Source organism: Nostoc sp. S13 (genome assembly GCF_029379315.1).
Lineage (GTDB): Bacteria > Cyanobacteriota > Cyanobacteriia > Cyanobacteriales > Nostocaceae > Nostoc.
Genome location: NZ_JAQYWQ010000068.1, coordinates 1 through 14,552, shown reverse-complemented (window position 1 = coordinate 14,552; position 14,552 = coordinate 1). Strand labels below are relative to the sequence as shown.

General features: G+C 43.4%; 9 protein-coding genes and 1 pseudogene. 5 read left to right on the top strand and 5 right to left on the bottom strand.

The window, feature by feature from the left end; translation table 11 throughout:
- The first annotated feature begins 791 nt into the window (after positions 1-791).
- From argC to PUQ00_RS19990, 3 genes are all read left to right on the top strand, one after another.
- A complete protein-coding gene (gene argC / locus PUQ00_RS20000) occupies positions 792-1,787 on the top strand; it encodes an N-acetyl-gamma-glutamyl-phosphate reductase (protein WP_300419880.1) in 996 nt (331 codons plus the stop codon).
- A gap of 468 nt (positions 1,788-2,255) precedes the next feature.
- On the top strand, positions 2,256-3,671 hold the full coding sequence (locus tag PUQ00_RS19995; protein WP_300419877.1) for a folate/biopterin family MFS transporter: 1,416 nt from the start codon (positions 2,256-2,258) through the stop codon (positions 3,669-3,671).
- A gap of 97 nt (positions 3,672-3,768) precedes the next feature.
- Positions 3,769-5,268, top strand: coding sequence for a carotenoid oxygenase family protein (locus tag PUQ00_RS19990; protein WP_300419875.1), 1,500 nt, complete (start codon positions 3,769-3,771; stop codon positions 5,266-5,268).
- 4 nt (positions 5,269-5,272) lie between these two features.
- Here PUQ00_RS19990 and PUQ00_RS19985 read toward each other — a convergent pair whose 3' ends face one another.
- The 4 genes from PUQ00_RS19985 to kdpA all read right to left on the bottom strand — a co-directional run bounded on the left by PUQ00_RS19985 (position 5,273) and on the right by kdpA (position 11,596).
- Entirely contained in the window at positions 5,273-6,451 is a 1,179-nt protein-coding gene (locus PUQ00_RS19985; protein WP_300419874.1) for a sensor histidine kinase KdpD, read from the bottom strand.
- Positions 6,452-6,601: 150 nt separating this feature from the next.
- On the bottom strand, positions 6,602-7,204 hold the full coding sequence (gene kdpC, locus PUQ00_RS19980; RefSeq protein ID WP_300419873.1) for a K(+)-transporting ATPase subunit C: 603 nt from the start codon (positions 7,202-7,204) through the stop codon (positions 6,602-6,604).
- A 356-nt stretch (positions 7,205-7,560) separates the two neighbouring features.
- A complete protein-coding gene (gene kdpB / locus PUQ00_RS19975; protein ID WP_300419871.1) occupies positions 7,561-9,666 on the bottom strand; it encodes a potassium-transporting ATPase subunit KdpB in 2,106 nt (701 codons plus the stop codon).
- 244 nt (positions 9,667-9,910) lie between these two features.
- Complete coding sequence (kdpA, locus tag PUQ00_RS19970; RefSeq protein WP_300419869.1) at positions 9,911-11,596, bottom strand: potassium-transporting ATPase subunit KdpA; 1,686 nt, start codon at positions 11,594-11,596, stop codon at positions 9,911-9,913.
- A gap of 808 nt (positions 11,597-12,404) precedes the next feature.
- On the opposite strand from kdpA, the gene PUQ00_RS19965 reads away from it, so the two are divergent.
- Together PUQ00_RS19965 and PUQ00_RS19960 are read left to right on the top strand one after the other, a co-directional pair.
- Positions 12,405-13,502: a HAMP domain-containing sensor histidine kinase gene (locus tag PUQ00_RS19965; protein WP_300419908.1), complete on the top strand. Its 1,098-nt coding sequence runs from the start codon at positions 12,405-12,407 to the stop codon at positions 13,500-13,502.
- Between the two features lie 93 nt (positions 13,503-13,595).
- On the top strand, positions 13,596-14,288 hold the full coding sequence (locus tag PUQ00_RS19960; RefSeq protein WP_300419866.1) for a response regulator transcription factor: 693 nt from the start codon (positions 13,596-13,598) through the stop codon (positions 14,286-14,288).
- A gap of 1 nt (position 14,289) precedes the next feature.
- Here PUQ00_RS19960 and PUQ00_RS19955 read toward each other — a convergent pair.
- A pseudogene (locus PUQ00_RS19955) lies at positions 14,290-14,496 on the bottom strand (XisI protein); the annotation flags it as partial.
- Positions 14,497-14,552: the final 56 nt, after the last annotated feature.

The window sequence follows — 14,552 nt, the reverse complement described above, 5'->3', positions numbered from 1 at the left end:
CTATAATAGCTTGACATAACAAATTTTGTAGTAGCTGCTTTTCACAACTAATTTGTGATATCAGGTACTACAAATTCGTTATTTAAGCTAGTTTTTAGTGAGAACTCACCAGAAATTTTGGTATAGCCCTAGTCAGGAAGAATTGAGAAATCCTCCGCCTAGTCTACACCGCAATGCCTGTATTCACACTTAGGTTAATTGCTTAAAATTAGATCATTTATGACCTCGTTAAGTAGGATAACATACTCATTATTTTTTAGATGTCGTGAGCAACACAAAAAAATTTAATTAAATTTTTACATCTGCAATGGGAATCTGATTTGATTTTTCAAAAAAACTAAGTTCAGACTACCAGAGCAAAGGCATGTAATTTGTAAAAAGCTTGCTGTATAAAGATATTGATCAAAAAATAGCCTCAATTATCAAACCCTCACGGCAAAAGCTAGACTACCTCTATTTTTGGCGAAGGCATTGACTTTTATAATTTATTTAGGGAATTCCAACAAATAAATTACTACTAAGCTAAAAATCTTTTAATTTGCATCCTCAAAAAAATGAATCTCTTGTGGGGTGGGCATCTTGCCCGCCCTAGTTGTGCAAATTAAATGCGCGACAGCTTACTTGTAAGGTGGGCAGCGTTCGACTGAGCGCTCACACCGAAGTTTTGCCAGCCTTTGGCTAAGGGCCGGCGAGACACCCACAATAAGTAGTTGAGTATTTTTTTATTTGTCAGTCCCTTATCAGAGTTCAAGTAAGTATTAATCAAAATATCACTCACATATCACAAGGGCATGACTACTAAACCGAAGATTTTCATTGATGGGGAATCAGGAACCACAGGCTTACAGATTTACTCACGTCTCAACCAACGCGATGACATCGAGTTAGTTAGCATTGATGCATCTAAACGTAAGGATGCAACTGAGCGAGCCAAACTACTCAATGCCGTCGATGTTGTCATTCTCTGCCTGCCTGATGACGCAGCCCGCGAAGCTGTTAGTTTAGTCAGTAGTAGTACGGTTAAGATTCTTGATGCTAGTAGTGCCCATCGTACAGCTAAAGGCTGGGTATATGGCTTCCCTGAATTAAATCCAGGACAGCGAGAAAAAATCGCCAGCGCCCAGTTTGTGAGCAATCCAGGCTGTTATCCTACAGGATTTTTAGCTTGTATCCGTCCGTTGATTGCCAAGGGACTTCTGAAGAGTAACTTTCCCGTCACCGTTAATGCAGTGTCAGGTTACTCTGGTGGCGGAAAAAATCTGATCAAACAGTACCATACCTTCCATGAACAGCAAGCTGGGGGAGAGTCGCTCTACCCTTATGGCATCTATGGTTTGCAGTTTGGGCATAAGCACGTTAAGGAAATGCATTACTTTTCGGGGTTAGCATCACCGCCTCTGTTCGTACCGGCAGTGGGAGATTTTGAGCAGGGGATGCTGGTGCAAGTGCCTTTGCCGCTAGGGATTTTGGATAATCCACCATCAGGTGAGGTAATTTATCAAGCAGTTGCTGACTACTACCAAAGTGAAAAATTCGTGCAGGTTGCTCCATTCCAAGATTCTACTCTGCTGAGAGATGGAACGTTTCTGGATGCGATGTCTACGACGGGCGTAGATGCAGCAATCAACGGCACCAATATTGTTCAGGTTTTTGTATTCGCCAATGACACTACCAAAGAAGTGTTGCTAGTTGCTCGTCTTGACAACTTAGGTAAGGGCGCATCGGGAGCCGCAATCCAAAACCTAAACATCATGCTGGATTTTCCAGAAGGGTTGGGATTGTATTAGACTTATCCGGAAATGAGAACTTTATTTGGCTGAAACCTAGCTCTGGAGAGGGTTTTAGAGGTTCCTGTTTTATATAAGCTAAAAAGCCAGCTATGTAAGGGTTTCAGCTATTTTGAGGTTTATTTGTGGATAAGTCTATTAGACATCTCCGAAAAAGAATGTAGAGACGCGAAATTTCGCGTCTTTACAAGGGTTCTAGATAACGCATATTTAATTTCACCAGATGTCTATTGAAGAAGAATACATTCGTCACAAGTCAGAATTCAGGAGCAAAGCTTGAGATTGCTCTGCGGCTTGGCATCAGAATCAAGACGCTCCATGAGTTAACGCGGCGCTATCCGCTAGTCGTACAGAATTCATTCTGACTGCTGACTGCTGTATTCATAAAAGGAAAAAGCTTACAGAAAGCCCACATCCTCAGAATAGTTATGATAGAAAAGTAAATAAAAGTTAAAAAGTCTTTATCGAATGGTGCTTCAATCATCTGGCTTGTCCAAGGTCAAAGACTCATTAACACAAAAAATCTTTTTGGGTAATGAACCTAATGCGGAGTTAATTGCAATTCTCACCGTTTACTTTGTCCAAGGAATTTTAGGGCTATCGCGTCTAGCCGTTAGCTTTTTCCTCAAAGATGAACTGCATCTGAGTCCAGTCCAGATGTCGACGCTATTGGGAATTGTCTTCCTACCTTGGATGATCAAGCCAGTGTTTGGTTTTATCTCTGATGGCTTGCCTATCTTTGGCTATCGTCGGCGTCCTTACTTGATTTTATCCGGGATACTGGGAACTGCTTCCTGGATAAGTCTGGCCACAATAGTTCATACTAGCTGGGGAGCTACGTTAGCGATCGCTCTTGGTTCTCTCTCTGTCGCCATGAGTGACGTGATAGTTGACTCACTGGTTGTGGAACGAGCCAGAGGCGAATCGCAAGCTAAAGCCGGTTCACTACAATCTCTGTCCTGGGGTGCTTCTGCGATTGGAGGTTTGATAACAGCATACTTTAGTGGTCTGCTACTTGAATACTTTACTACCCGTACCGTCTTTGGAATTACCGCCTTCTTTCCTCTGATCGTCTCAGGGGTAGCTTGGTTAATTGCTGAGTCCCCCATTAACAAAGATTCTCAAGATAGTAATCAAACTAACCCTCTATCAATCAAACATCAACTGGGGCAGCTACGCCAAGCCATTACCCAAAAAACAATTTGGCTACCAACGGCGTTTATCTTCGTCTGGCAAGCTACGCCAAATGCTGACTCAGCCTTTTTCTACTTCTCTACCAACGAATTACACTTTGAACCAGAATTTTTGGGGCGGGTACACTTGGTAACAAGTTTTGCTTCTCTAGTAGGTGTTTGGATTTTTCAACGTTTCCTCAAAAGCATCCCTTTTCGCGTGATTTTTGCTTGGAGTACCGTCCTTTCGTCAATTTTAGGGATGACAATGCTGTTGTTAGTGACTCACACAAACAGGCGGTTGGGTATAGATGACCACTGGTTTAGTTTGGGTGATAGTGTTGTTCTTTCCGTGATGGGTCAAATTGCCTTTATGCAAGTGATGGTTCTAGCAGCAAGGCTTTGTCCCTCTGGTGTGGAAGCGACATTATTTGCCTTGTTAATGTCGGTGTTTAATTCGGCAGGAACGGTTTCTCGTGCATTTGGGGCATTAATCACATATTGGTTGGGAATCACCGCAACGAACTTTGAGTCACTTTGGGTGTTGGTGTTAATTACTAACCTCAGCACGCTATTGCCCCTACCATTTATCAACTGGCTACCTGCTGCTGAAGATCAAACTGAGACACCCAAAGACGGAGAACAACCGTTTTTGCCTGATTTGATGTCTGAGTTGATACTGAGAGAACCAGAGTCGGAAATAGTGGAATAGTCTAATAAATCTCATGCACTGGCGTAGCAAAGTCGCAAAGAAATTCTTTTTAGCGGCTAGATTTTTTCGTGCAAAGTAACAATAAAAAATAAAGTGCATGCAAAGTTTTAAAAGTCAAGAAAGCCCAGTTACAAAAAAATCCTATACTCGTGCAGACTGGCAAGGAGGATATCAATCTCTCACCCAAGAGTTTGATTATTGGATTGATGATATAGAAGGACAAATTCCTAAAGAACTAGAAGGTACGTTGTTTAGAAATGGCCCTGGTTTGCTGGATGTGAACGGGCAACCTCTTCATCACCCGTTTGATGGGGATGGGATGATTAGCAAAATTACCTTTATCAATGGTCGTGCTCATTTTCGCAACCGCTTTGTCCGCACAACTGGCTATTTAGCAGAGCAAAAGGCGGGAAAAATTCTCTATCGCGGTACTTTTGGTACTGAAAAACCCGGCGGTTGGCTAGCAAATATCTTTGACTTCAAACTCAAAAATATCGCCAATACAAATGTTATTTATTGGGGTGGGAAACTGCTAGCACTCTGGGAAGGGGCTGAAGCACATCGCCTCGATCCCTACACTCTTGAAACCTTGGGGAATGAATATTTTAATGGTGTTTTGTCAGCAGGTGAAGCTTTCGCTGCACATCCCCGCTTGGAAAAGAATTGTAACCAAGATGGGGATGAGCCTTGCCTGGTAAATTTCTCGATTAAGCCGGGATTATCTACCACAATTACTATTTTCGAGCTAAACTCAGCAGGTGAAATTGTTAGACAGCAGGCTCATAAAATTCCTGGTTTCTCTTTCATTCACGATTTTGTCATTACTCCCAATTACTGCATCTTCTTTCAAAATCCTGTCACCTTTAATCCCATACCTTTCGCCTTGGGAATACGTGCGGCGGGAGAATGTATCAAATTTCAGCCAAATCAGCCAACTCAAATTCTAATTATTCCCCGCTTTCCCCAAGAAGGGCAAGAAAAGATAAAAATTCTGGAAACTCAGTCGGGTTTCGTCTTCCACCACGTTAATGCTTTTGAGGTAGGAGAGGAAGTGATGATTGACTCCATTTGCTACCAAGATTTATTAAAAGTCCAACCTAAAAGCGATTTTCGACAAGTTGATTTTGAAGCGTCTTCACCTGGTCAACTCTGGCGATTTTATCTGAATCTAAAAGATCAGACAGTCCGGCGGGAATTGATTGATGGCCGTTGTTGTGAATTTGCCAGCATACATCCGGCGAATGTGGGACGCTCTTATCGATATTTATATATAGCTGCGGCTCATGCAGAGACTGGTAATGCCCCTTTACAAGCATTGCTGAAAATTGATTTACAGTCTGGAGAAAGACAATTTTGGAGTGCTGCACCCCGTGGTTTTGTCGGTGAACCGATTTTTGTCCCGCGCCCAGGTTCCGAAAAGGAAGATGATGGTTGGGTATTAGCTTTGGTTTATGATGCTGCCCATCACCGCTCAGATTTGGTAATTTTGGATGCTAGTGATTTCTCTGCATGTGCGATTGCTCGGCTACATCTTAAGCATCATATCCCCTATGGTCTGCATGGGAGCTTTACTTCTGAGGTTTTTGAGGAAATTTGATTCCCTATTTGGGTGAAACCATTTTTTCGCTGGCAATGATATGCAAATCTATATTTTTGAGCAAGCGTACCAATTTTTGCGTCAAAGATCCTTTGAGGAGCATTTGCCAGCGCGATCGCTGACTCTCTCCAATTACAATTTGGGTGATCCGATATTTCTCAGCGACTTCAGCGATCGCATTGGCTACGTTAGTGTTATTAAAACGAAGAAAAGTACCTTCAAATTCTTTACAGAGTTTCTCACAAGTGTAGATGTGCAAGCTTTCCTCTTTGGTGAGGAAGCGCTCTGGTTCGGCAACGAACAAGGTATAAAGCGGCGCGTTCATATAGTTAGCCAGCCTCGCACCCCGGCGCAACAGCTGTACTGAGTTGGGATAAGTGGATACACATACCAAAACCCGCTCGTGAATATTACAGGATTGTCCGTTGGGGGTAGTGGCGTTCGCGAAGCGTGCGCGAAGCGCAATCGCATTTTCTTCTACGTTGTCTGCGACTTCCCGCAAAGCCAACTCCCGCAAAGCAATCAGGTTGCGGCGTTGGAAAAAATTATCGAGAGATTGTTGGATTTTTTGGGGTGGGTAAATCTTGCCTTCTAATAACCGTTCTTGTAGTGTTTCCGGTGTGACATCCACTACCACTATTTCATCTGCTTCATCCATAATCCTGTCAGGAACACGTTCCCGGACTACCACACCTGTAATTCTGGCTACTAGATCATTGAGACTTTCCAAATGTTGCACATTCATTGTGGAGTAGACATCAATACCTGCTGCCAAAACTACTTCTACATCTTCGTAGCGTTTTTCGCGTGGAGAACCAGGGACATTGGTATGGGCAAGTTCATCGATTAAAACTAATTGGGGCGATCGCTTTAAAATAGTATCTGTATCCATGTCAGTTAGCATCAAGTTACCCTGAGGAAATTGCTTGCGGGGTAAAATCTCCAGTCCCTCTGCTTTCTCAACAGTCTTCTTGCGTCCGTGGGTTTCCAAAAGCCCAACTATGACATCAATTCCTTCATGCTTGAGTGCGTGTCCCTCTTCCAGCATCCGGTAGGTTTTGCCTACTCCAGGAGCCATGCCAATAAAAATTTTATGCTTGCCTCGCCGTCCTGCCGGATAAAGCGAGTAACTTACAGAATTAAAAGGAATGCCAGTCGAACGAGTATTAGTATTATTTGACATTTGAAAATGGGGAGTAGGGAATAGATATTTTCATGGTGTCTCTTGCACGAATATTTTAAAATAAGAATTTTATCGTTTACGCAGAGGCGCAGAGAGTAACGAAAAAGTTATCTAAAGTTATCTATTTATTCTAAACTCCCCACTCCCCATTTATTGATTTAGCTTACGAGAAAAATCTTGCACGTCAAGAGCATAATTCAATCGGAGAACATTGACTCCTGGCTCACCAAAAATCCCTAAAAATCTGCCATCGGTAAACTTATTAATTAAAGGTAGGATTTCATCTTCTTTTACTCCCCGCGCACTAGCAACCCGCGTCAATTGCTGCCGTGCTGCTTTCAAGGAAATATGCGGATCTAAACCAGAAGCAGACGTATAAATTATATCAGCAATCGGTTGAAGATTTTCGTCTCGCAATTGATTTGCCTGTTCTACAATCCGGTTGAGTAGCTCTGGATTGCTTGCAGCGAGATTGCTAGCTCCAGATATGCCAGTTGGCTTGGCTTTTTTGCCTTGGCTATATCTCACAGTACTGGGACGAGAATGGAAATATCGCTCAGATGTAAACACTTGACCAATCAAAGCTGAACCAATTGGTTCACCATTTTGACCCGCCCTGATGCTGCCGTTGGCTTGATAAAAGAAAAAAACTTGACCGACTACAAGGATTATTAGAGGATAAATGATTGCAGTCAATAACCAAAGCATCAGAGTTATGAAAATTGCTCTGATGGTTTCTCGAATAATAGGCATAAAAATTTTCCAATTGCTGCTAATATTTTATTTTTAATTTTTTATCTAAACAGAATTTAGGAGTCAGGAGGAGGTAGTGCAGTCTTCTCCCAGGCGTGAGAGGCTAGCGCAACTCTTGGAGACGCTATGCGAACGCGGAGCGTCTTCAAGAGTTGGGGTCTTTCCAAGTAGAGCAACTGCCGTTCAGAATTCAGAATAAATTGGAGTCCGACTGCCGTTAACGTAGCCGTTGCTACTGTGCGTAGCGTCATACGTACCCCTACAGAGAAGCAAGCTTCGCGTAGTGTTTCCGACAGGAGAAAGGGGAATGAATAAGTGAGTTTAAGACCCCTACTAAATCTCCTTTCCCACCGCCCTTAAGCCAAGCCCATAACTGTAATTAGTATATCGATCAACTTAATGGCGATAAACGGCGCAATCACCCCACCTAAGCCATAAATTAAGATATTGCGTTGGACTAGCTGATTAGCTGTCAGGGGTCTAAACCGCACACCTTTCAATGCCAAGGGAATCAAAGCGGGAATAATTAAAGCATTATAAATCAGCGCCGATAGTACAGCAGACTTAGGGCTAGTCAAATTCATAATATTCAGACTTTGCAGGTTAACAGCGACAAATATCACTGGGATAATTGCAAAGTATTTAGCAATATCATTAGCGATGGAAAATGTCGTCAATGCCCCGCGAGTAATTAACAATTGTTTGCCAATCCTAATGATATCGATCAGCTTTGTGGGATCGGAGTCCAAATCGACCATGTTGGCGGCTTCTTTTGCAGCTTGCGTCCCTGTATTCATCGCGACGCCGACGTTAGCTTGGGCTAATGCTGGAGCATCGTTAGTCCCATCTCCCGTCATGGCAACCAGTTTGCCTGCTGCTTGTTCCCCTTTAATGACACTGATTTTCTCTTCTGGTGTGGCTTCGGCAATGAAGTCATCCACCCCAACTTGTTTGGCAATGACAGAAGTTGTAATGCGGTTGTCTCCAGTCAACATGATGCTACGCACTCCCATCCGTCGCAGTGCAAGAAAGCGATCGCGGATACCAGGTTTGACAATATCTTTAAGATAAACAATCCCATAGATTTCGTTATCGAGGCTGACTGCTAGGGGTGTACCTCCCAGACCAGAAACTCGTTCGTAGGCAGCATCCAATTCTGGGGTATCGCGTCCGTTGCGGGAACGGACAAATCCTTTAATGGCTCCGACTGCTCCCTTCCTGGCCTCATATCCACCAGGCAAGTTAGTGCCACTGATCAGTGTTTTGGCGGAAAAATCCACTCCTTCTGCCTGACTGGAATCAAAATCAAACCGTGCGCCTAACTTTTCTGCCAGTCGGACAATGGATTTACCTTCTGGTGTATTGTCAAAAACACTAGCCGCCCAAGCAACATTAGCAATTTCCGACATTGAATGACCATTGATCGGAATAAACTCTTCCGCCTGGCGGTTGCCGAGGGTAATTGTACCTGTCTTATCGAGAACTAAAGTGTTGACATCACCACAGGTTTCGACTGCTCGTCCTGAGGTGGCAATGACGTTAAATTGGGCAACTCGATCTATCCCAGCAATGCCGATGGTACTTAGTAAGCCGCCAATGGTTGTAGGAATTAACGCCACTAACAGGGCAATTAAAATTGGGATGCTGACTGGACTGTTGACATAGTAGGCAAGTGCAGGCAGAGTTACCACGACAAACAAAAAGACTAAGCTGAGAACTGTCAGCAATACCGTTAGGGTAATTTCATTAGGTGTTTTGCTGCGTTCTGCCACTTCTAAGGAGGCAATCATCCGGTCAATGAAACCTTTGCCTAGGTCGGATGTGATGTAGATAATTAGTTCATCTGAGATAATCCGCGTCCCACCAGTGACGGAACTAGCAACGTCGGAGCCTGATTCTTTTAATACTGGTGCGGATTCTCCAGTAATTGCCGATTCATCTACTGAGGCGACACCCATGATTACTTCGCCATCGGCGGGGATGATATCGCCAGCAACGACGTAGATGGTATCGCCCTGTTTGAGGCTGGTGGATGAAACTTCACTAATTGTGCCATCGGCAGCAAGTTTTTTAGCGATCGCCTGTGATTTCGTTGATCGCAAGGCATTAGCTTGGGCTTTACCCCGCCCTTCTGCCAGTGCTTCGGCAAAATTGGCAAACCAAACTGTCAAGAATAAAATTCCCGACAACAAGCCGTTGAAAAGTTGTGGGTTCTTTTGCTGGGCTGGCCCAAATAGGTTGGGATCAATTGTTAACAATAGAGTGATGGTTGTCGCTACCCAAACCACAAACATCACTGGGTTTTTGATTACATACTTAGGGTTTAGCTTGACAAAAGCATCTCTAATTGCCCTTAAGTACAGCCACTTATTACTTGCCCTGGCCTTTTTTCGTGCTTGGCGGCGATCGCCAGAACGAGAATTTGGGCGTCTAGCTTTGAAGTTAGTTGCCACTTTATTCATAAATAAAGTTAGGAGTTAGGAGTTAGGAGTTAAGAGTTAGGAGTTAGGAGTTAGGAGTTAGAAGTTAGGAGTTATTAGGAACTTACAATAAAAAACAGATCCAACTTGTAGGGTGCGTTACTAACGCACCATCTGATGAAGGTACGTTACGTTATCGTTAGCACACTACGAAACCGGATAATTTATTTTTTAGTATTCTCTTAATTCCAAACTCATAACTCATAACTCATAACTCATAACTTTTCTAACTGCCAGATGCTAGTTTCAAACCCTCAGCTATGGGGCCTAAAGCCAGAACGGGGAAGAAAGTCAACACTCCCAAAACCACTGTCACTCCAGCCGTGATCGTAGTAAATACCAGAGAATCAGTTCTCAGGGTACCAGGGGTTTCTTGTACTTGTTGTTTGCGAGACATCCCATCAGCGAACAGCAGGATGGCAATCATCGGAATGTAGCGTCCTCCGATTAAGCTAACTAAAGTACTCAAGTTCCACCACAGGGTGTTATCCCTCAACCCCTCTAAGCCGGAGCCATTATTTGCTGCTGCTGAGGCATATTCATAAACTACTTGAGAAATGCCGTGATAGCCAGCGTTACTAATTCCAGATAGGGAGATGGGGTAAGCCAAGGCGATCGCACTGGGAATTAAAACTAGGATTGGGTGAATTAACAGCACCACGCCAGCGAGGACGATTTCGCGCTTTTCAATTTTGCGTCCTAAAAACTCTGGGGTGCGTCCTGCCATTAGTCCAGTTAGGAATACTGTGAGAATTAAGTAAATAAATAAGTAAGCTGTTCCAGTTCCCTGACCACCCCAGATCACGCGGATAAACAAGTTGAAGAGAGTCGAAAATATTCCTTGCGGCATCAAAGAATCGTGCATCCCGTTCACAGCGCCAGACATAGTAGCGGTAGTCATCACCGCCCAGAATGCGGTTTGTGCCCAGCCAAATCGAACTTCTTTCCCTTCTAAATTAGGCTGTTCTAATCCAAAAGTGTTATTAACCAGGGGATTCCCTTGTAATTCTCCCACGGCTGTTACCCCTACCAAAACTACAAAAATCACAAACACCATCCAAAAAAGTAGCCAAGCTTGTTTGATGTTGTTGGCAAATATACCGTAGGTGTAAATCAAGGATGCTGGTATAGAAATCATGGCGATCATTTCTATCAAGTTAGAAGCGCCATTGGGATTTTCAAAGGGATGGGCTGAGTTGACGCCAAAAAAGCCACCGCCGTTTTCGCCCAAAAGTTTGATCATTTCAAATGATGCCACTGGGCCTCTGGCAAGATATTGCGTTCCACCGTCTAAGGTTCTCACATCCAAAGTCCCAGCTAATGTTTGTGGTACACCTGATACAAGCAAGGCGATCGCGCCAATAATCGAAATCGGCAGCAATATTCGCGTAATCCCACGGACGAGATCGACGTAAAAGTTGCCCAGCCTTCTACCCGTCAACCCGCGAATAAAGGCAATTCCCACGGCTAAACCAGTGGCTGCGGAGGTGAACATCAAAAAGCCTAAAGCCGCTACCTGGCTAAAATAACTTAAGGTTGTCTCACCAGCATAGTGTTGCTGGTCGGTATTCGTCACAAATGAAATGGTTGTATGCAGTAATACATCCCATGCCGGCGCACCGAAGCCGTTAGGATTCCAGGGTAAGAGTCTCTGAAAATATATCAGTAAATACACTGAAGTACCCATCAGAAAGTTGCTATACAGTACAGCCCGGATATACTGCGAACCCGTCATATCATCTTTTCTCCGAACACCCGCTAGTACGAACATACTTCGCTCTATGGGGTTCATTAACAAATCAAGCAGTGTTCTTTCTCCCAAAAAGACACGCGCTATGTATTTTCCGAATAGCGGAGTGATTACGATGACGATACACAGCGTTAAGCCAATTTGCAAAAAACCTTGTCCCATATATTTCGCGCTCAATTAAATTTAAGTGCTAGCAAGCCAATTCTTAGAAATAACAGATTAACCGTTGGAGTATTTGATTTCTAGGGATTTACCTAAACAGAATTCAGAATGAATTGGAGTCCGCGTACTCCTGCTTTTAAGCAAGCTATGCCTTGGTCTGTCTGCGACACGCTGCGCGAACGCAGAGAGGGTCTGAATAACCGGCGTTTTTGCACCACCACCAAATTTTCTTGTTTTGTGGTCAACAAGAAAGTGGTGGTAACAGAGCAGTTCGACATGCTCACTGTAATACTTTTGTCTGCCCTAAGCTTGTCGTATCCCTACGGACAAGCAAGCTATGCCTTGGTCTCCAAGAGTTGGGTCGAAGTGCGGATCTGAATCCCCTACTGATAGCGTGTAGAGAGCGTCTGAATTCTGAATTCTTCTTCAATACTATTTTCCAGATACTTGTTAAAGTTTTTGTTAAGAATATTTAATTTTTACTCTTAATTCATGGATCTCACTCGTTAGTATTATTTGTTTATACAATACATTTTCCAAGTTTGCTACTTTCAAAAAATATAAATATCCCAGAGGATTTATTAATAGGATTAGGGATTGAGAAGATTGGGGTAAATACCTCGGTTCTTGTAGTCAACAACCCAGTATCTAGTCCCTAGTCTCCTTCGCTGCATCTGGACAATCGGAATTTTCGAGTTAATTCCCAAGTTGGCATTTGTAGATATAAATTACAGATAGATCATAATTGGTGAATTAAATAGTTGTAAAGATTGTAGGATAACGATTTTTTAGTAAATCATAAATGACGATGTTAAGTCGATTATTGACTATAAAAGAAGCTATAAGTGAGCGTGGGGAGACATATGGACTAATCGCGATCACCTTTGCTATCGTGATCGCACTGGAATACATGACACCCTCTGAGTACGTATTTGGCTACCTCTACACAGGAACGATTTTGTTAGCAGATTCTCGATTGAATCGGGGAGCAGTTTTCGGGATCACTGTTGCAGCTACGGGATTAACATTGTTAAATTTGTTTATACCTGGAGGAGAAATAATTAATCCTCCAACATTAGCAAATAGGTTGATTGCAGTGTTAGCGTTGGTGGTAACGGGTTGGTTAAGCGATCGCAACCACCGCAATGAAGAAGCGATCGCTTATACGCAAGCACAATTACGCTCCCAAGAACAACTAGCTATCATGCGTGAAGATTTTGTTTCTACCCTAACGCATGATTTGAAAACACCCCTATTAGGAGCAATTGAAACGCTGAAATATTTTCAAAATGAGCAATTTGGTGAAATCACGCCAATGCAAGCAAAAGTCCTCCAAACAATGGCTCGTAGTCATCGGAGTACACTGCAATTAGTCCAAACTCTTTTAGATGTCTACCGCAATGATGCCGAAGGGCTGAAACTACAGATATCACCTGTTAACTTGGTGACAGTGGCGGAGGAGATCATCGCTACCCTGACTGAACTAGCGAGAACACGCCAAGTTTATATTTCTCTACACTATGGCGAATCCGATTTTCGCAGCTTTCTCTGGGTAAATGGCGATTCTTTGCAACTTGGGCGAGTCTTCACCAATCTCCTCAGCAATGGCATTAATCATACCCCCCGTGGCGGTAAAGTGGAAATAGTACTTGAAGGTTATTCTAGCGAGCAAGTAGTAAAAATACTCGATACTGGTTCCGGTATTACCGAAGAAGAGTTACCCCACTTATTTGAAAGGTTTTATCAAGGACATAGCGATCGCCACGTCTCAGGATCTGGACTGGGGCTTTATTTGACCAGACAAATTATAGTAGCTCATGGGGGTACAATTTGGGCAGAAAATCGCTCACCACGGGGCGCACTGTTTGGTTTCCGACTCCCAGCTTATCCACCACCGGGGAGTTGAGAAATCAATTCAAAATTCAAAATTCAAAATTGAAGAACTCTTGCCTTCTGCTTTCCCAATGCCCAATGCCCAATACTCAATACCCAATACTCAATGCCCAATGCCCAATTACTAATGACAAAAATCTTACTTGTTGAAGATGATGAATTATTTCGGCTTGGTCTGCGGATGCGGTTGCAACAAGAAACCAGTTTGGAGATTGTCGCAGAGGCAGAAGATGGGGAACAAGCTGTAGAATTAGCAAATCGCTATCCCCTGGATTTGGTCTTGCTGGATATAGGTTTACCGGGAATTGGCGGGATTGAGGCTTGTCGCCAAATCAAGCAGAAGCACCCAAATTTACCAATTCTCGTTTTAACATCTCGTTCGGAAAAACCTTTGATTTCACGGTTAATTGCTACCGGGGCGCAAGGTTACTGTCTCAAAGGTATTCCAGCTGAGTCTCTAATATTGGCAGTGCGGTCGGTTGCAGCCGGGGCTTCTTGGTGGGATCAAACAGCAACAACAGAAATTAGAGCGGCTTTTGATGTCAATTCTATGGCGGTGCTGCCGACAAAAGAAGAAGCCTTAGAAAATCCCCTAACCAAGCGCGAGCAAGAAATTTTGGCATTAGTAGCAGCTGGCAAAAGCAATCAAGAAATTGCTGAAATTCTCTACATTGCCCCTGGTACAGTGCGGGTTCATGTCCATGCTATTTTACAGAAACTAGAAGTACGCGATCGCACTCAAGCCGCAGTTTTAGCTATCCAAAAAGGATTGGTAGCACCAGAATTATTAATAAATTAGATTAACCCACAGCAAATCCCGTGTATTGCCTTACCAAGGGTTCCTGAAATGCCAAAATAATATCTTCCTTTGGCACTCCCAACTTGACTAACTCATTGGCAATGCCAATCTCAGTTCCATCATATTGTATCCAAATCTTCCCATCTTTGATATCAAGATGCAAAACACAGCCATATTGCCGTCGTCGATTCTTCCAGCCTACATATAGGAATCCTATTTGAGTTTTGAACAAGCTCCGTACATCTGAAGAGTGGCAAAGTCAAA